The following is a 17,094-nucleotide window of genomic DNA, read 5'->3' on the forward strand; positions in this document are numbered from 1 at the left end:
CACGTTGTGCCGCTGCCGGAGCGAAGCGGAGGCGGCGGCATGACGGCACCAAGCAGACCTGCGGGCGGAGCGCGTCCCGCCGGTCCGGCATTCGGCCCCGGCCGGATGATGATGGGCGGCGGACCGCCGGTGAAGCTCGAGGACTTCAAGGGCTCCACCAAGCGGCTGCTGAAGATGCTCGTCCCCGACCGGTTCATCGTCGCCATCGTGCTGGTGTTCGGCATCGCCAGCGTCGTGCTGTCGGTGATCGGCCCACGGCTGCTCGGCCACGCCACCGACGTCATCTTCGAGGGCATCGTCAGCAAGAGGATTCCCGCCGGTAGCACGAAGGAGCAGGCGATCGAGGCCCTGCGCGCGCAGGGCAACGACCGCTTCGCCGACCTGCTGACGGGCATGAGCAACCTGGTGCCGGGCCGGGGCATCGACTTCGACCGGCTCCAGCGGGTCCTGCTGTGGGTCGCGGTGGTGTACCTCTTCGCCTGGATCTTCGGCCTGCTGCAGGCCCGGCTCACCACGGTCGTCGTGCAGCGCACCGTGTTCCGGCTGCGCGAGCAGGTCCAGCTCAAGCTCGCCCGGCTGCCGCTGAGCTACTTCGACCAGCAGCCCCGTGGCGAGGTGCTCAGCCGCGCCACCAACGACACCGACAACATCGCGATGACGCTGCAGCAGTCGCTGAGCATGCTGCTCACGTCGCTGCTGACCATCATCGCGGTCCTCGGCATGATGTTCTGGATCTCCCCGCTGCTGGCCGTCATCGCGCTGGTCACCGTGCCGGTGTCGGTGTTCCTCACCGCCCGCATTGGCAAGAAGTCCCAGCCGGAGTTCGTCAAGCAGTGGGCGAGCACCGGCCGGCTCAACGGCCACATCGAGGAGATGTTCACCGGCCACTCGGTCGTGAAGATCTTCGGCCGGCAGGAGGAGGCCGCCAGCACGTTCGGGGAGCACAACGACGCCCTGTACGCATCGTCGTTCCGCGCCCAGTTCATCTCCGGCCTGATCCAGCCCGCGATGATGTTCATCGGCAACCTCAACTACGTGCTCGTCGCCGTCGTCGGCGGCCTGCGCGTGGCCTCCGGCACGATGTCGCTGGGCGACGTGCAGGCGTTCATCCAGTACTCCCGGCAGTTCTCCCAGCCGCTGACGCAGGTGGCCAGCATGGCCAACCTCGTGCAGTCCGGCGTCGCCTCGGCCGAGCGGGTGTTCCAGCTGCTCGACGCGGCCGAGCAGACCCCGGAGCCGGCCGCGCCGGTCCGCCCGGAGCAGGTCCGCGGCAAGGTCACGTTCGAGCACGTCTCGTTCCGTTACAAGGCCGAGGAGCCGCTCATCGAGGACCTGTCGCTGAGCGTCGAGCCGGGCCAGACCGTCGCGATCGTCGGTCCGACCGGTGCCGGCAAGACCACGCTGGTCAACCTCATCATGCGGTTCTACGACCTGACCGGCGGGCGGATCCTGCTCGACGACGTCGACATCGCCACGATGTCGCGCGACGAACTGCGCGAACAGATCGGCATGGTGCTGCAGGACACCTGGTTGTTCCAGGGCACGATCGCGGAGAACCTGGCGTACGGCGCCGATCACCCGACCCCGGAGAAGATCGTCGCGGCCGCCGAGGCCGCGCACGCCGACCGGTTCGTGCGCACCCTCCCCGAGGGCTACGAGACGGTCCTCGACGAGGAGGGCGCGGGGGTGAGCGCGGGGGAGAAGCAGCTCATCACGATCGCCCGCGCGTTCCTGGCCGAGCCGACGATCCTCATCCTGGACGAGGCGACGAGCTCCGTCGACACCCGCACGGAGGTCCTCATCCAGCGCGCGATGAGCACCCTGCGCGCGGGCCGGACGAGCTTCGTCATCGCCCACCGCCTGTCCACCATCCGCGACGCCGACCTGATCCTGGTCATGGAGCACGGCAGCATCGTCGAGCAGGGCACGCACGACTCCCTGCTCGCCGGGGGCGGCGCCTACGCCCGCCTGTACTCCGCCCAGTTCGCCGCCGCCGCGGTCGAGGTCGACTGACCGCGCGCATGGACGACCGCCGCACCGCCGGCGACGCGACCCGGACCGTGGCACACCCACGGCGTCGCGTTCGCGGGCGGCGCGGCGGTCAGCGCGGGTCGGCGTCCCCCGATCACTCGTCAGGCATCCGTCGCCGGCCTGGGGACACGCTCCACGGCGGCCTTCGCCCGTCAGGTTCTGTGATCGGAAACCGCGTACGCAGGGACTCCGCGGTGTCGGCGGCGGTGCGGACGAGCCAAGCCACCCGCAACAGATCCACCGTCCGAACGTAGGCGGGCTCGTCGTCATGCCGCAGTCCGGTCTGAAGCCGGCGCTGGAGCGCGTCGACGGCGTCCGTCAGATGCTGCCGTTGATCGGGTGTGAGAGACCCGCCGGCGGCAAGGAAAGCGGTGACACACGAGTCAACCTGTGCGGCGATCGGGTCGGACGAGGCCAGCAGCGCGGGCAGGCGGTCGCGACGCCAGAACGTCAAGGCGTGCACGGCGGCCTGGCGCGGCGCACCGTACCAGAATCCAGGGAAATGACTCGGATTCGGATCGTTCGGGTGAGGGCTTCGCTGCCCCCGGCGTTTGGCGGCGCGGCGCTGCGCCGCGTACTCGCGCAGCGCGGCGTGCCAGGCAGCCCGGCTCGCGCACAGGATGTCGAGCGCGCGCAGCAATGCGGCCTCGTCGCGCTCGAACGGCCCAGCCATCGCTTCCAGGTAACTCAGGCTCGCGTGGAAGCCGATCGGCTGGTACAGCTGCACGCAAGACCGGAACGCCACCAGCCGGTGTCGATAGAGCGGCGTCGGGCAGCGAACGAGGCTGGCGTAGGCGCTGAAACTCACTCGGCGAGGCTAGCCCGGACGCAGTCGCCGGGCGCGGGGCGGTCGGCGACCGCCCCGCGCGGGAAGGGGTCAGCGGCCGCGCAGCTCGCGGTAGCGGCCGACGAGCGCCGCGGTCGACGAGTCCAGGGCCGACAGGTCCGGGGACGGCGACGTCAGCGCCGGCTCGATGCGCTTGGCCAGGACCTTGCCCAGCTCGACGCCCCACTGGTCGAACGAGTCGATGTTCCAGATGGCGCCCTGGACGAAGACCTTGTGCTCGTACAGGGCGATCAGCTGGCCCAGCACCGACGGCGTGAGCTCGTCGGCCAGGATCGTCGTCGTGGGCCGGTTGCCGTGGAACGTGCGGTGCGGCACCTCGGCCTCCGCCACGCCCTCCGCGGCGACCTGCTCCGACGGCTTGCCGAAGGCCAGGGCCTGGCCCTGCGCGAACAGGTTGGCCATCAGCAGGTCGTGCTGGCCGCCGAGGTCGCCGAGCTCGGCCACCGGGCGCGCGAAGCCCAGCAGGTCGGCGGGGATGAGCGCGGTGCCCTGGTGGATCAGCTGGTAGTAGGCGTGCTGGCCGTTGGTGCCGGGGGTGCCCCACACGATCGGGCCCGTCACCCACTCGACCGGCTTGCCCTCGTGGTCGACGGACTTGCCGTTGGACTCCATGTCGAGCTGCTGCAGGTATGCCGTGAACCGCGACAGATAGTGACTGTACGGCAGCACGGCGTGGGTCTGGGCGTCGTGGAAGTTGCGGTACCAGATCCCGAGGAGGCCGAGCAGCAGCGGCGCGTTCGATGCGGGCGGCGCTGTGCGGAAGTGCTCGTCCATGAGGTGGAACCCGTCGAGCATGGCGCGGAACCCGTCCGGCCCCAGCGCGATGATGAGCGACAGGCCGATGGCGGAGTCGTAGGAGTAGCGGCCGCCGACCCAGTCCCAGAACTCGAACATGTTCGTCGTGTCGATGCCGAACTTGGCGACCTCGGCGGCGTTGGTCGACACCGCGACGAAGTGCTTGGCCACCGCGGCCTCGTCGCCGAGCGCCTCGACCAGCCACTTGCGCGCGGCCGTCGCGTTGGTGATCGTCTCGATCGTCGTGAACGTCTTGGACGACACGATGAACAGCGTGCGGGCCGGGTCGGCATCGCGGACGGCCTCGTGCAGGTCGGCGCCGTCGACGTTGGACACGAACCGGAACGCCAGCGAGCGGTCCGTGAACGCGCGCAGCGCCTCGTAGGCCATCGCGGGGCCCAGGTCGGAGCCGCCGATGCCGATGTTGACGATCGTGGTGATCCGCTCGCCGGTGTGCCCGACCCACTCGCCCGAGCGGACGCGGTCGGCGAACGCGGCCATCCGGTCGAGCACCGCGTGCACCTTCGGCACCACGTTCTCGCCGTCGACGTAGATCTCGGCGTCCCGCGGCGCCCGCAGCGCGGTGTGCAGCACGGCCCGGTGCTCGGTAAAGTTGATCTTGTCGCCGCGGAACATCGCGTCGCGCAGCTCGAACACGCCGCGGGCCGCCGCGAGCTCCCGCAGCAGTTGCAGGGTCTCTTCGGTGACCAGCTGCTTGCCGTAGTCCAGGTAAAGATCGCCGACCCGCAGCGAGTAGCGGCTGCCCCGGTCGGGGTCTTCGGCGAACAGGTCGCGCAGGTGCACCTCTCCGAGTTCCGCGCGGTGCTTGGCCAGCGCGGACCACTCGGGCAGATGGTTGAGCCGAGGCATCAGGAAACTCCTAGCGAGTCAGCGTGGTACCACTCCACTCGCTGATTCTGCCCCGTCCGCGCTTGGCTCGTCGTCGGTGTCCACATCCTGCGGCACCGTCCGCTCCCGCCCCCGCCGGCGCACCCCGGCGGCGACGGCGATCGCCGTGGCCGCGGCGACGATCAGAAGAACAATTCCCGTCGGTACCTCGAACAGCTTCAACGCGCTCGCGATGAGCACGATGATCAGGGCTGCCCGCACGACATCGGCCGGCGCCCGGGACGACAGCCGCGCCCCGATGAGCACGCCCGGCACCGACCCGACGAGCACCGCCGCGGCGAGGTCGAGCTTGAGGTCGCCGAACAGCGCGTGCCCGAGCGCGGCGGAGAACACCAGCGGGATCGCCTGCACCAGGTCGGTGCCGACCAGGTCGCCGGGGCGCAGTGCCGGGTACAGCGCGAGCAGGATCACGATGATCAGCGACCCCGACCCGACCGAGGTCATGCCGACCACGAGGCCGCCGAGCGCCCCCAGCAGCACCGTCGGGACCGGCCGGATCCGGATCGGCGCCGGACCGTCGCCGGTGGTGGACCCGTTGCCACGGTACGCCTTGAGGAGCAGGCCCACGACGGCCAGCAGCAGGGCGACGCCCAGCGCGGTGCGCACCACGTCCTGGACCTGGTCACCCCCGCCGATCGCCCGCATCAGCAGCACGCCGAGGAACGCGCTGGGCACGCTGCCCAGGCACAGCCATCGCACGAGCGCCCAGTTGACCGTCCCGCGCCGCGCGTGCACGAACCCGCCGAACGGCTTCATCACCGCGCTGGCCGCCAGGTCGCTGGAGACGGCCGCGAGGGGCGGCACGCCGAAGAACAACACGAGGATCGGCGTCATGAGCGCGCCGCCGCCCATCCCGGTCAGCCCGACGATGACGCCGACACCGAGCCCGGCGAAGGCCAGCAGTGGGTCCATCCCGAAAAGTTTGCCGACTCGAGTCAATTTTGTCCACCAACTAAGTCGACAATACGGGGAATTCGACGCGCATCACGCCCCTGCCGGCCACGTCCGAGTCGCTTGACGGCAGCTATTCCCACAGGGAATAGTGAGCCACATGTCGACGACGCACTCCCTGCTCGGCATCCTCGCCTCGCAGGGAATCCGCCATGGATACGAGCTCAAACGCGAGCACGACCGCAGGTTGCTGGGGGTCAGGCCCCTCGCCTTCGGGCAGATGTATACGACCCTGGCCCGGATGCTGCGCAACGGATACATCGCGGAGGCGGAGCATCAGCGGGTCAGCGGGCCGGACCGGGTGGCCTACCGGCTCACCACCGAGGGCCGGGCCGAGCTGGACCAGTGGCTCAGCCAGGCGGTTCAGCCCGCGACGCACGTCTCGGCGCAACTGTTCGTCAAGGTCATCGTCGCGCTCCTCGTCGCGCCGGACGAGGAGGCCGCCCGGTCGTTCCTCGCCACGCAGCGCACCGTCCATCTGGAGCGGATGCGTGAGCTGACCAGGGTCAAGACCGGCGGCGGTGCCACGGTGACCGAGCTGGCCGCCGCGGACTACCTGCTCAACCACCTCGACGCGGACCTTCGGTGGATGGCGACCACGCTGGACCGGATCGGCCAGCTCCGCTCGGAGGTGCTCGCGTGAACACTGCCATCCTCGAGGCGAAGAACATCGAGAAGTGGTACGGGCAGACCGCGGCGCTGCGGGACGTGTCGCTGACCATCGGCCGGGGCGAGACCGTGGCCGTCACCGGTCCGAGCGGCTGCGGCAAGTCGACGCTGCTGCACTGCCTCTCCGGGATTCTGCGCCCCGACCAGGGCAGCGTCCACTTCCAGCAGCGCGACCTCACCACCGAGAGCGAGGCGGCCCGCTCGCGACTGCGCCGGACCGCGTTCGGGGTGCTGTTCCAGTTCGGCCAGATCGTCCCGGAACTGACCTCGATCGAGAACGTGACGCTGCCGCTGCAACTCGGCGGACTGCGGTACCGGGACGCCGCCGTGCGAGCCCAGCGGCTGCTCGACCGGCTCGGCATCGGCGGCCTGGGCGGCAAGCGGCCCGGCGAGATGTCGGGCGGACAGCAACAGCGAGTGGCGCTGGCCCGCGCGCTGGTCACCGAGCCGGAGGTGCTCTTCGCCGACGAGCCCACCGGGGCGCTGGACAGTCTCGCCGGCGAGCAGGTGATGGTCGAGCTTGTGCGGCTGGCCCGCGAGCACGGCACCACCGTGCTGGTCGTGACCCACAGCGCGCAGGTGGCCGCCTACGCGGACCGCGAGATCGCCATGCGCGACGGCCGGGTGGAGACCGGGGGCCGGGTCACGATCTCCGGGGAGGCCCGGTGAGGCCCGCCGGCGTCCTCAGGTTCGCGTTCGCCGGGACCCGCACCGACCGGGCTCGCGTTTCGATCACCGCCGCCGGCGCGGCCGTCGCCGTGCTGGTGCTGCTGTGCTGTGCCACCGTCATGACGATCGAGCCCGAATCCGGCCGCTATCAGAGCAGGATGTTCACCGCCAACACCATCCTTCCCAACACGGTGCTGGCGATGCTGCTGTTCAGCATCCCGATCATGTTTCTGGTCGCGCAAAGCGCCCGGCTCGGCGCGCCCGCGCGCGACCGCAGGCTGGCGGCCTTCCGGATGGCCGGCGCATCGCCGGCTCAGATCGGGTGGATCGCCGCGGTGGAGACCGGCTTGGCCGCGACGATCGGGGCAGCGCTGGGTGCGGCCGCCTACTTCGCGGGTCGGGTGCTGCTGGACAACCCGGGACCGGACGGGAGACGTCCCCTGCCGACCGACGTGCTGCCAACCCGTCCGGCCGCCATCGGCATCGTGATCGGTGTGCCGCTGCTGGCGACGCTCCTCACCGTCGTGCTGCTGCGCCGGGTGGCGATCACACCGTTCGGCGTCGTGCGCCAGAGTCGTCAGCAACGGGTCCGCGCGTGGCCCATGCTGCTGCTGGTGCTCGGCCTGGCCGGCATGACCGGGATGAGCGCGGCGATGCGCAGCGAGTACGTGAGGCAGGGGCGGCTCGACCCCACCCAGGCGTACAACCTGTTGATCCTCGTGCTGCTTGCCTGCACGATCCTGGTGCTGCTCGGGCTGATGTTCACCGTGGCCTGGATCGGATACACAGGTGCCCGCCTGCTGCTGCGCGTGACCCGGCGCCCCAGCGCGCTGATCGCCGCCCGCCAGGTCCTCGCCGATCCGTACGACTGCAGCCGCAGCTACACCGTCATCCTGGTCACCACGGCCTTCGGCGCCGCCGGGATGATGCTGCACTCCTGGATGCTCACCGAGGTGGCGGTGCGGGCCGCCGCGATTCGGGATGCCGCCCTCGCCTACGGCACGCCGTCGACGGATCTGAGCGGCACCGCCGCCTTCCGCTCGGACGTCCACGACATCGTCAACGCGGTCCTGCTCGGCATCATCGGCGTCGCGGCCCTCACCCTGCTGATCGCACTCGTCGAGTCCGGCGTCGCACGCCGGCGCGCCATCGCCGCGCTGGTGGCCGGCGGCACCCCGCGCGCCGTCCTGGCCCGTGCGATGTATTGGCGGGTCCTCATACCCGCCGTGCCCGGCATCGCCATCGCGGGCCTGGCCGGGATGCTCGCGATGCGCTCATTCACCGCCACCGCCACCGCCGGCTGGGGCGGGCCGGTCTGCGTCGGGACGCCTGCCCAGTGCGCCGGGGACGACGCTGGGAACTATATGGAGTACCGCAGTGTCACGCACACCTTCCAGACCCCGGTGCCGTGGGGCGAGATCGGGGCGATCGCGTCGGCCTCCCTGCTGGCCGTTCTCCTGGTGATCGCGGCGAGCTTGCTCCTGCAGCGGTCCAGCACCAACCCGTCCGAACTGCGCGCCGACTGACGGCAGCGGGGTGTGTCCTGGGGCCACGCTGGACGCGGGCCGCGCCGGAGGTGCGGCGAGTCGGCGCGTGCCGGGCGTGACGACGGGCTCGGCGCCGGTGAGCGGCGCTCGGAAATCTCGTCGCGGGCGGTCGCCGACTGTGCACCGGTGGGTGGATGGAGCGGCTGATGCGCGCGGAGTTCTGGACACCATCGGGGATACGCCTGCGGGCGGCGGGCAGCCGGCAGGGGAGCGGCAACTGGCTGTTCCTGCCGGGCGGCCCGGGCATCGGCTCGGAGAGCCTGGAGGGCCTCGTCGCCGCGGTCGAGGTGCCCGGCGCGAGTTGGCTGGTCGACCTGCCCCGCGACGGCTCCAACACGGCGGCGCCGGGCGGCGGCGAGGATCCCTTCGCCGGGTGGCCGGGCGTGCTGCTCGAGGCCGCCCGATCGCTGCCCGGGGCGGTGTTCGTCGGGCACTCGACGGGCGGCATGTACCTGCTGTCGGTACCGGAGTTGGAGGCGCACCTGACCGGGCTGGTACTCGTCAGCTCGGCGCCGCACGCCGGCTGGCTACCCGCGTTCGCCGAGCTGACGCGGCAGCGGCCACTGCCCCAGGACCGGATCGTCGACCAGACGCTGTGGGACGAGCCACGGTTCGGTGGTAGCAACGTACCGTTCGTACGCCTCCGCCACCGCTCCGAAACGCAACGCGCGATCAGACATGCCGGACATCCTGACAGGCTTCGGCTGCCAGCACTCGGCCCCCGCCGGCCGTATGCAGCAGCCACGAGGCCACAACGACCGATCGCCCGGCATGCGCGCACATCGTTGGGCGCGCTCGCTGGCACGCCATCCGATCCACCAACGCCGTTCGCCGCAGTCGTCGCCGCTTGACCGATCCACTCGACGGTCAACGCAACGGCGTTGCCAGTACTTTCTCTCCACGATCATGGCAACCCACGCAGCGCGACGAGCGCCGGCGGTGTCGAGCTCCGGCCGGCGCGCGTCGGAGACGACGACCGGCTTTGAAGCGGGTGAGCTGCCGCCGGCAAGCCGGTACGGGCTGGGGCGGCACCGGGCGGTGACGGTCCGGGCTGGGCTGGGCTGGGGCGGCACCGGGCGGGGTTGGATCGGGCCACGCTGGGCTGAGGGGGGACCGGAGGCGGGGCCGGCCGCGTCGGGCTTGGTAGCCGCGGCGCGGCCGGGGTGGCCTGCGGTTGGGTGAGGCGGTTGGGGTCAGCCGCGTTCGACCTGGTGGCCGACCAGCTCCGGGGCACGCAACTGGGCGCCGGAGCCGTCGCGCCGTCCGTCGGCGGCGGGCAGGTCGCGTGGGTCGCCCTTTGTGTTGACGGCCACCGGGCGGGGACCGATCCAGGCGAGGACCAGGTGGGACTCGCCCTTCAGGAAGCGCTGGGCGCGGACGCCGCCCGTGGCGCGGCCCTTGGCCGGGTAGAGCCGCAGCGGCGTGACCTTCGCGTTGCCCATCGTCGCGGTGACGACCATGGGCTCGCCGTGCTGCGGGTCCTTGGTCGTCACGGCGCCGAAGAAGATCGCCTGGGTGTCGGCGGCCAGGCTGATGCCGGCCATGCCGCCGCCCTTCAGGCCCTGCGGGCGCACCAGCGATGCCGGGAAGCGCAGCAGCGAGGCGTCGGAACTCACGAACGCCAGGGTCTCGTTGCCGTCGGCGAGCCACGTGGCGCCGATGACCTCGTCGCCCTCGCGCAGGCCGATGACCTCGAACTCGTCGGCGCGGACCGGCCACTCGGGGGCACAGATCTTCACCATGCCGGCGCGGGTGCCCAGGGCCAGGCCGGGGGAGCCGGAGTCGCGATCGGCGAGCGGCGCCAGGCCGACGACGGTCTCACCGGACTCCAGCGGGACCAGCTCGGCGGTGGACATGCCCCCGCGCAGCGACACCGTGCCGGGCTGCTCGGGCAGGACCGGCAGGGGCAGGACGTCGACCTTGAACGCGCGGCCGCGGCTGGTGACGAGCACCACCTGGCCGCGGGCCGTGGTGTGCGCGATCGCGCGGACCGCGTCGTGCTTGTCGCGGCCGGCCTTGCGGCTGCCCTCCGGCGCCTCCTCGGACTCGGCCGCGGTGCGCGCCACGAGCCCGGTCGCGGACAGCAGCACCTGGCACGGGTCGTCGGTGACCTCCAGCGGGCCCGCCGGCACCGACGCGGCCAGCACCTCCTTGAGGTCGCCGTCGATGAGCGTGGTGCGCCGGGGCTGGCCGTGCTCCTTGACCACGGCGGCCAGCTCGTCGGAGACGACCTTCTTGAGCACCTTCTCGTCGTCGAGGATCTGGCTCAGCGCGGCGATCTCCTCGTTGAGCCGCTGCTGCTCGGCCTCGAGCTCGATGCGGTCGTAGCGGGTGAGGCGGCGCAGCGGGGTGTCGAGGATGTAGGTGGCCTGGATGTCGGTGAGGCCGAACTCGCCCATCAGGCCCGCCTTGGCCGCGGCCGCGTTGTCGCTGTCACGGATGATCGCGATCACCCGGTCGATGTCCAGCAGCGCGATGAGCAGGCCGTCGACGAGGTGCAGCCGGTCCTGGCGCTTCTTGCGGCGGAACTCGGTGCGCCGCGTGACCACCTCGTATCGATGCTGGAGGAACACCTCGAGCAGCGTCTTGAGCCCCAGCGTCTGCGGCTGCCCGTCGACCAGCACCAGGTTGTTGACGCCGAAGGACTGCTCCAGCGGGGTGAGCCGGTAGAGGTCGGAGAGCAGGGCCTGCGGGTTGACGCCGACCTTGCACTCGATGACCAGGCGGGTGCCGTTCTCCCGGTCGGTGAGGTCCTTGACATCGGCGATGCCCTGCAGCCGCTTGGTCTTGTTGACCTCGTCGCTGATCTTCTCGATGACCTTCTCGGCGCCGACACCATACGGCAGCTCGGTCACGGTGATCGCCTGCCGCCCCCGGCTGCCCTCCAGCAGGCCGATCTCCACCCGGCCGCGCATGCGCACCACGCCGCGGCCGGTCTCGTAGGCCCTGCGGACCTCGTCGAGGCCGAGCAGCAGCCCGCCGGTGGGCAGGTCGGGCCCCGGGACGAACTCCATGAGCTTGTCCAGCGTGGCATTCGGGTGGTTGATCAGCCAGCGGGTCGCGGCGACGATCTCGGCGAGGTTGTGCGGGATCATGTTGGTGGCCATGCCGACCGCGATCCCGGACGAGCCGTTGACGAGCAGGTTGGGGAACGCGGCGGGCAGGACCGCCGGCTCCTCGAGCGAGCCGTCGTAGTTGGGCCGGAAGTCGACGGTGCCCTCGTCGAGTCCGCCGACGAGCAGCATCGCCTCGCGGGACATCCGGGCCTCGGTGTACCGCGAGGCCGCCGGCCCGTCGTCCGGCGAGCCGAAGTTGCCGTGCCCGTCGATGAGCGGGACGTTGAGCGAGAAGTCCTGCGCCATGCGGACCATGGCGTCGTAGATCGCGCTGTCGCCGTGCGGGTGGTACTTGCCCATGACGTCACCGACGACGCGCGAGGACTTCACGTGCCCGCGGTCGGGGCGGTGCCCCTGCTCGTTCATCGAGAAGAGGATGCGCCGGTGTACGGGCTTGAGCCCGTCCCGCGCGTCCGGCAGCGCCCGGGAGTGGATGACCGAGTACGCGTACTCCAGATACGAGTCCTCGACCTCGGTGGTGAGCGGGTTGTCCAGCACCCGTGCGCCCGCCTGATCGAACGCGGACAGATCGGCCTTGACAGCCTTGGTGCTCTTGCGTGCCATGGTGAAGTGCCGGCCTTCCAGTTATCTCAGGCGTCTTGTCTCAGGCGTCGATGGTCTCTTGGTCGACCCGCGTCGCGGAGTCGATCAGCCAGTTGCGCCGGGGTTCGACCCGCTCGCCCATGAGCAGCTCGAGGACCTCCTCGGCGGCCTCGACGTCGTCCAGCGTGATGCGCCGCACCGCCCGGGTCGCCGGGTTCATCGTGGTCTCCCACAGCTCTTCGGCGTCCATCTCGCCCAGGCCCTTGAACCGCGGGATCGGGGTCACGACCTGCTTGCCGGCCTTCTCCAGCCGGGCCACGGTGCCGGTCATCTCCTGCTGCGTATACGTGTAGATCGTCTCCGGGTTGCGCCCCTTGGTGACGATCTTGTGCAGCGGCGGGACGGCGGCGTAGAGCCGGCCGTCGGCGATCGCCGGTCGCATGTACTTGGCGAACAGCGTGATCAGCAGCGTGCGGATGTGCGAGCCGTCGACGTCGGCGTCGGCCATGATCAGAATCCGGCCGTAGCGCATCGACTCGAGATCGAACGTGCGCCCGGAGCCGGCCCCGAGCACCTGCACGATCGCCGAGCACTCCGTGTTGTCGAGGACCTGCTGGATGTTGGCCTTCTGCACGTTGAGGATCTTGCCGCGGATCGGCAGCAGGGCCTGATACTCCGAAGAGCGCGCCATCCGGGCGGTGCCCAGCGCGCTGTCGCCCTCGACGATGAACAGCTCGCTGCGATGCACGCCGGTGGAGCGGCAGTCGACGAGCTTCGCCGGCATCGACGCGCCCTCCAGGGCCGTCTTGCGCCGGGCCGCGTCCTTCTGCTGCTTCTGCGTGAGCCGCACCCGCGCCGCGTCGACGATCTTCTGCAGCACCGTGCGCGCCTCGGTCTTGGTCTTGCGCGCCTCGATCCAGGCCTTGATGTGCTGCTCGACGACCTGCTGCACGACCCGCGTCACCGGGGCGGTGGACAGCTCGTCCTTGGTCTGCGAGGTGAACTGCGGCTCCGGGATGCGCACGTGGATGACCGCGGTCATGCCCTCGAGCACGTCGTCGAGGGTCGGCAGGTCCTCCTTGGGGCGCAGCAGGCCGCGGGTGTTGCGGATCGCGTCGGTCAGCGCCCGCAGCGCGCCGCGCTCGAAGCCGCGCCGGTGGGTGCCGCCGTGCATGTTGCGGATGGTGTTGGTGAACGACTCGACGACCCGGTCGTAGCCGGTGCCCCAGCGCAGCGCGATCTCGACCTCGGCGCGCCGCTCGACGTTGGCCTTCATCACGCCGTTCTCGTCGGCGGCGTTCTCCTTGTAGCGCCCCTCGCCGTTGATGAGCAGCGTGCCGCACACCGGCTTGTCGCCGCTGGGGGCCAGGAACTCCACCATGTCGGACAGGCCGTTGGGGTAGTGGAACGTCTCGGCCGTGATCGAACCCTGGGTCGCGTCCTTGAGCACGTAGGTCACGCCCGGCACCAGGAACGCGGTGTTGCGCAGCTTCGCCCGCACCGCCTCGGGGTCCAGCGCCGCCCCGGTCTCGAAATAGCGGGGGTCGTGCCAGTAACGGATCGAGGTGCCCGTCGACGCGCCGCGCTTCATCCGGCCCTGCACACTCAGCCCGCCGCGACGGGTGAACCTCGCCGAGGCGCCCGGCCCGTCGAACTCGCCCGGCACGCCGTGCTGGAACGCCATGTGGTGGACCTTGCCGTCACGGCGCACGGTCACGTCGAAGCGGGTGGACAGGGCATTGACCGCGGAGGCGCCGACGCCGTGCAGGCCGCCTGAGGTCTTGTATCCCGAACCGCCGAACTTCCCGCCCGCGTGCAGCCGGGTCAGCACCAGCTCGACGCCGGACATGCCGGACTTCGCGTGCACGTCGACCGGGATGCCGCGCCCGTCGTCGTCGACCTGGACCGAGCCGTCGGCGTGCAGCGTCACCTCGACCCGGGTGGCGTGCTCGGCGATGCCCTCGTCGGTCGAGTTGTCCACGATCTCGTTGAACAGATGGGCGACGCCGCGGCTGTCGGTCGAGCCGATGTACATGCCCGGGCGCTTGCGGACAGCGTCCAGCCCTTCGAGGAGCGTGAGGTTGTCAGCCCCGTAGAGGGTCTCGGGTTGTGCGGTCAACTCGGCTCGTCTCCCATTGGTCCTGTTCCCCTGTGCCGCCCGCGAGCGTAACCGGAGGGTCTGACATTTTCGCGTCGCCCTCGCCCCGTTTCGGGCCGCGAGTCCTGAAACGCCGTGATCGCGCCCACAGTCCCACCCGGCGCGAACGGGGTCCGCGCACCGCCTCGCCGAGGCGCACCGTGGCATCGAACACGTGTACAACGACCTCGCATACTACTTCGCCCGAATCCCGAACCCGCCGACCGCCACGCGGGACGGCGTGGCACGGCGCCGGGTCCCGGTTCAGATGGTGAACGGCGTCCGGCCCGCGCTGAGTTCCCGCAACGCGGCCAGGATCTCGTCCTCGGAGCGGTCGGCGAAGCTTAGCGTCACGGTGAATCCCGAGCCGTAGAACAGTTTCGCCATCGCCGAGTCCAGGGCGGTGAACGCGCCGAGACCGCCCTCGACGCGGGGGTCGCGCGGCTTCACCACGACCAATTTCTCCAGTCCCCAGCGACGGCGCCGGATGTGCTCGATGCCCTCCCACGGCAGCCAGATCGCCTGCCCGCGGGTCGGCCGGGTCCTGATCCACAATCCGGCCGGCCCGGCGGCCAGCAGCGGGCCGCCCGACGAGGCCAGGAGGATCTGCGCGCCGATGGTGCTGCCGAGCACGACCGCCAGGCAGGCCATCAGCGCGACGAGCGCGACGAGGTCGCCGCTGGTGTGGTTCGGCCCGGCGGCGGTGAACACCAGCGCCGCCGGGCAGCCCACGACCAGCAGGGCGGCCACGGCGATCGGAACCATGACCAGGGCGCGCTTGAGCGCGCTGGGCCGGGCGACGAACGGCTGGTTCTCGGGGATGCGCGCGGCGATCGGTGCCTGCGGTCCGGGGGGAATGCCGTATCCGCCGGCGGGCACCGGCCGCGGCGGCGGGACGGGGGGAGCGGGCGGCTGCGGCGGCCGGTTCCAGGCTGGCGGCCGCGGTCCCTGTGCGGGACCGGACGGGGGCGAGGCATCGCTCACCGCGACACCTTACGTCGCGTCGTGACCCGCGTCACGGGCGCCGGCGCGCTCGACCCAGGACTTGTACGGCCGGGAGGCGTCGTAGCCGCCGTCCATGTAGTACTCGCGTAGGTCGGCGCGGAGCAGGAACACCGCGACGAAGATCAGCAGCGCGACGGAGATCAGACCGGCGACGCCGTGCGGCCCCGTGTACCAGGACGGGACCGCCTGCGCGTACTCCGCCCGCAGCGCCGCCGGCTCCTCGCCGGTCGGCGCCACCGCCCACTCGGGCCCGCCGACCAGGAAGCACAGCGTCGTCAGCGCGATGAGCGGCGCGGCCACCCACACCGCCACCCGCACCTTGTTGGACGGGCGGCGCATGAACACGGCGATCGTCGCGAGCACCAGGACGGACACCGCCGCCACCGTGAGATTGTTGACCAGGTCGGTGTGCACCCGGTCGAGCTGCGCCACGGAGATCAGCCGGAATTGCCGGCGGCCGAGGTGCGTCAGCGCCGCCGCGGACAGCGCCGCGTCGGCCGCGAGCAGCGCCGCCGCCGCCGTGACGGACCAGTGGACCAGCCGGACCTGCGTGGACACCCGCATGCTGCCTCCCCCGAGTCGCGTTCACCGTAGTACGACCGGCCAGCGTCCGCGCGCTCATTTCGGCGGCATGGCCCGCCCGCGGCCGGTCACAGCCAGCCGGACTTGCGGAACAGCCGGTGCAGGGTCACCATCGCGCACGCCATGATCGCGGCCACCAGGCCGTAGCCGTACCGCCAGTGCAGCTCGGGCATGTGGTCGAAGTTCATGCCGTAGATCCCGGCGATCGCGGTCGGCACGGCGGCGATGGCGGCCCACGCGGCGATCTTGCGCATGTCGTTGTTCTGGTCCAGCCCGACCTGGGCCAGCCTGGCCTGCAGGATCGAGTCGAGCAGTTCGTTGTACGACCCGATGCGCTCCACCACCTGGTTGAGCCGGCCGTGCGCGTCCTGGAAGTACTGCCGCAGGGCCGGCGGCACGTCGGACGAGGGATCGGTCATGCGCCGCAGCGGCTGCCGCAACGGCAGCACCGCCCGCTTGAACTCCAGCAGCTCGCGCTTGAGCTGGTAGATCTGCTGCACGTCGCAGCCGCCGTCGCGCAGGAACGCGGTCTCCTCGAGCTTCTCCACGTCCTGCTCCACGTGGGTGGCCACGTCGTGGTACACCTCGACCATCCGCTCGATCACCGCGTAGGCGACCGCCCACGGCCCCAGCCCGAGCAGGGCGGGGCGCTGCTGCAGCCGCGCCCGCACGTCGGCCAGGGCGCCGGCCCCGCCGTGGCGCACCGACACGACGAAGTGCCGGCCGATGAGCAGCGTCACCGCGCCGGTGTCGACGACCTCGGAGGTCGCGGTCAGCTCGGCATGCTCGACGTACCGCGCGGTGCGCAGCGTGAGCACCGTCACGTCCCCGCACCGCTCGATCGCCGGGCGCCGATCCACCGCCAGGGTCTTGCCGGCGGTCGCCTCGTCCACGCCCACGAGCTCGGCGATCGCGGTGAACTGCGCCGAGGTCGGCTCGAACAGCCCGAGCCACACGAACCCGTTGCGCCGGCGGCGGGCCGCGGCGTAGGCGTCCGCGAACGACGGGTGGCCCGGCTGGCGGCTGCCGCGCACGTACAGCGCGCAGTCCATCACCGCCGCCTCTTCCTCGGGCCGTGGGAGCAGGTGCGGCAGGCGCTCCGGCGGCTGGAGGCGCTGCAGCACGCGGCCGATCAGCCGCCCGACCCGCCGCCCGACCCGCCGGCCGGCCTTCGCGCCGGCGCTCACCTCGGGGTTGCTCATCAGATTCCTTCCGTGGATACTCCGGCCTTCAGGCCGGAGAGGAAACGGAACCCCTGCGGAGCAGGACAGGGAAAGCTGATCCGCCGCCAAG

12 protein-coding genes and 1 pseudogene are annotated in these 17,094 nt (G+C 71.2%); 5 read left to right on the forward strand and 8 right to left on the reverse strand.

The features are described 5' to 3' along the window. The first annotated feature begins 39 nt into the window (after positions 1-39). Complete coding sequence (locus tag ABT297_RS35105; protein ID WP_502885695.1) at positions 40-2,013, forward strand: ABC transporter ATP-binding protein; 1,974 nt, start codon at positions 40-42, stop codon at positions 2,011-2,013. 112 nt (positions 2,014-2,125) lie between these two features. Here ABT297_RS35105 and ABT297_RS35110 read toward each other — a convergent pair whose 3' ends face one another. From ABT297_RS35110 to ABT297_RS35120, 3 genes are all read right to left on the reverse strand, one after another. Further along, on the reverse strand, positions 2,126-2,839 hold the full coding sequence (locus ABT297_RS35110) for a hypothetical protein (RefSeq protein ID WP_350556788.1): 714 nt from the start codon (positions 2,837-2,839) through the stop codon (positions 2,126-2,128). Between the two features lie 69 nt (positions 2,840-2,908). Beyond that, positions 2,909-4,543 carry a glucose-6-phosphate isomerase gene (pgi, locus tag ABT297_RS35115; protein WP_350556789.1) on the reverse strand — a complete coding sequence of 545 codons (1,635 nt, stop codon included), beginning with the start codon at positions 4,541-4,543 and terminating at the stop codon, positions 2,909-2,911. A gap of 18 nt (positions 4,544-4,561) precedes the next feature. Continuing rightward, positions 4,562-5,494 (reverse strand): sulfite exporter TauE/SafE family protein, encoded by a 933-nt coding sequence (locus ABT297_RS35120; RefSeq protein ID WP_350556790.1) that lies wholly within the window; start codon positions 5,492-5,494, stop codon positions 4,562-4,564. A 139-nt stretch (positions 5,495-5,633) separates the two neighbouring features. Here ABT297_RS35120 and ABT297_RS35125 point away from each other — a divergent pair, with 139 nt between their 5' ends. The 4 genes from ABT297_RS35125 (at position 5,634) to ABT297_RS35140 (ending at position 9,269) form a co-directional block, all read left to right on the forward strand. Continuing rightward, positions 5,634-6,176, forward strand: a complete 543-nt coding sequence (locus ABT297_RS35125) for a PadR family transcriptional regulator (protein WP_350556791.1) — start codon at positions 5,634-5,636, stop codon at positions 6,174-6,176. Next, positions 6,173-6,871 carry an ABC transporter ATP-binding protein gene (locus tag ABT297_RS35130; protein ID WP_350556792.1) on the forward strand — a complete coding sequence of 233 codons (699 nt, stop codon included), beginning with the start codon at positions 6,173-6,175 and terminating at the stop codon, positions 6,869-6,871. The genes ABT297_RS35125 and ABT297_RS35130 overlap by 4 nt, the downstream gene beginning before the upstream one ends. After that, positions 6,868-8,397 (forward strand): FtsX-like permease family protein, encoded by a 1,530-nt coding sequence (locus tag ABT297_RS35135; protein WP_350556793.1) that lies wholly within the window; start codon positions 6,868-6,870, stop codon positions 8,395-8,397. Before ABT297_RS35130 ends, ABT297_RS35135 begins: the two co-directional genes overlap by 4 nt. Positions 8,398-8,564: 167 nt before the next feature. After that, positions 8,565-9,269, forward strand: coding sequence for a hypothetical protein (locus ABT297_RS35140; RefSeq protein WP_350556794.1), 705 nt, complete (start codon positions 8,565-8,567; stop codon positions 9,267-9,269). Between the two features lie 342 nt (positions 9,270-9,611). Here ABT297_RS35140 and ABT297_RS35145 read toward each other — a convergent pair whose 3' ends face one another. The 5 genes and pseudogenes from ABT297_RS35145 to ABT297_RS35165 all read right to left on the reverse strand — a co-directional run. Further along, positions 9,612-12,098: a DNA gyrase/topoisomerase IV subunit A gene (locus ABT297_RS35145; RefSeq protein WP_350556795.1), complete on the reverse strand. Its 2,487-nt coding sequence runs from the start codon at positions 12,096-12,098 to the stop codon at positions 9,612-9,614. 40 nt (positions 12,099-12,138) lie between these two features. Beyond that, a complete protein-coding gene (locus ABT297_RS35150; RefSeq protein ID WP_350556796.1) occupies positions 12,139-14,196 on the reverse strand; it encodes a DNA gyrase/topoisomerase IV subunit B in 2,058 nt (685 codons plus the stop codon). 282 nt (positions 14,197-14,478) lie between these two features. Then, positions 14,479-15,198: a hypothetical protein gene (locus ABT297_RS35155; protein WP_350556797.1), complete on the reverse strand. Its 720-nt coding sequence runs from the start codon at positions 15,196-15,198 to the stop codon at positions 14,479-14,481. 9 nt (positions 15,199-15,207) lie between these two features. After that, a complete protein-coding gene (locus ABT297_RS35160) occupies positions 15,208-15,783 on the reverse strand; it encodes a hypothetical protein (protein ID WP_350556798.1) in 576 nt (191 codons plus the stop codon). Positions 15,784-15,869: 86 nt separating this feature from the next. Continuing rightward, positions 15,870-16,980, reverse strand: a pseudogene (locus ABT297_RS35165) (magnesium and cobalt transport protein CorA); the annotation flags it as partial. Between the last annotated feature and the right edge of the window lie 114 nt (positions 16,981-17,094).

The organism is Dactylosporangium sp. NPDC000555, from assembly GCF_040300025.1.
Taxonomy (GTDB): Bacteria; Actinomycetota; Actinomycetes; order Mycobacteriales; family Micromonosporaceae; genus Dactylosporangium.

What these genes read in the sequence shown, in the direction of transcription:
- ABT297_RS35140 (WP_350556794.1), top strand. Translation starts at nt 8,565, where the DNA reads ATGCGCGCGGAGTTCTGGACACCATCGGGGATACGCCTGCGGGCGGCG.
- ABT297_RS35125 (WP_350556791.1), top strand. Translation starts at nt 5,634, where the DNA reads ATGTCGACGACGCACTCCCTGCTCGGCATCCTCGCCTCGCAGGGAATC.
- ABT297_RS35160 (WP_350556798.1), bottom strand. Translation starts at nt 15,783, where the DNA reads ATGCGGGTGTCCACGCAGGTCCGGCTGGTCCACTGGTCCGTCACGGCG.
- ABT297_RS35105 (WP_502885695.1), top strand. Translation starts at nt 40, where the DNA reads ATGACGGCACCAAGCAGACCTGCGGGCGGAGCGCGTCCCGCCGGTCCG.
- pgi (WP_350556789.1), bottom strand. Translation starts at nt 4,543, where the DNA reads ATGCCTCGGCTCAACCATCTGCCCGAGTGGTCCGCGCTGGCCAAGCAC.
- ABT297_RS35145 (WP_350556795.1), bottom strand. Translation starts at nt 12,098, where the DNA reads ATGGCACGCAAGAGCACCAAGGCTGTCAAGGCCGATCTGTCCGCGTTC.
- ABT297_RS35120 (WP_350556790.1), bottom strand. Translation starts at nt 5,494, where the DNA reads ATGGACCCACTGCTGGCCTTCGCCGGGCTCGGTGTCGGCGTCATCGTC.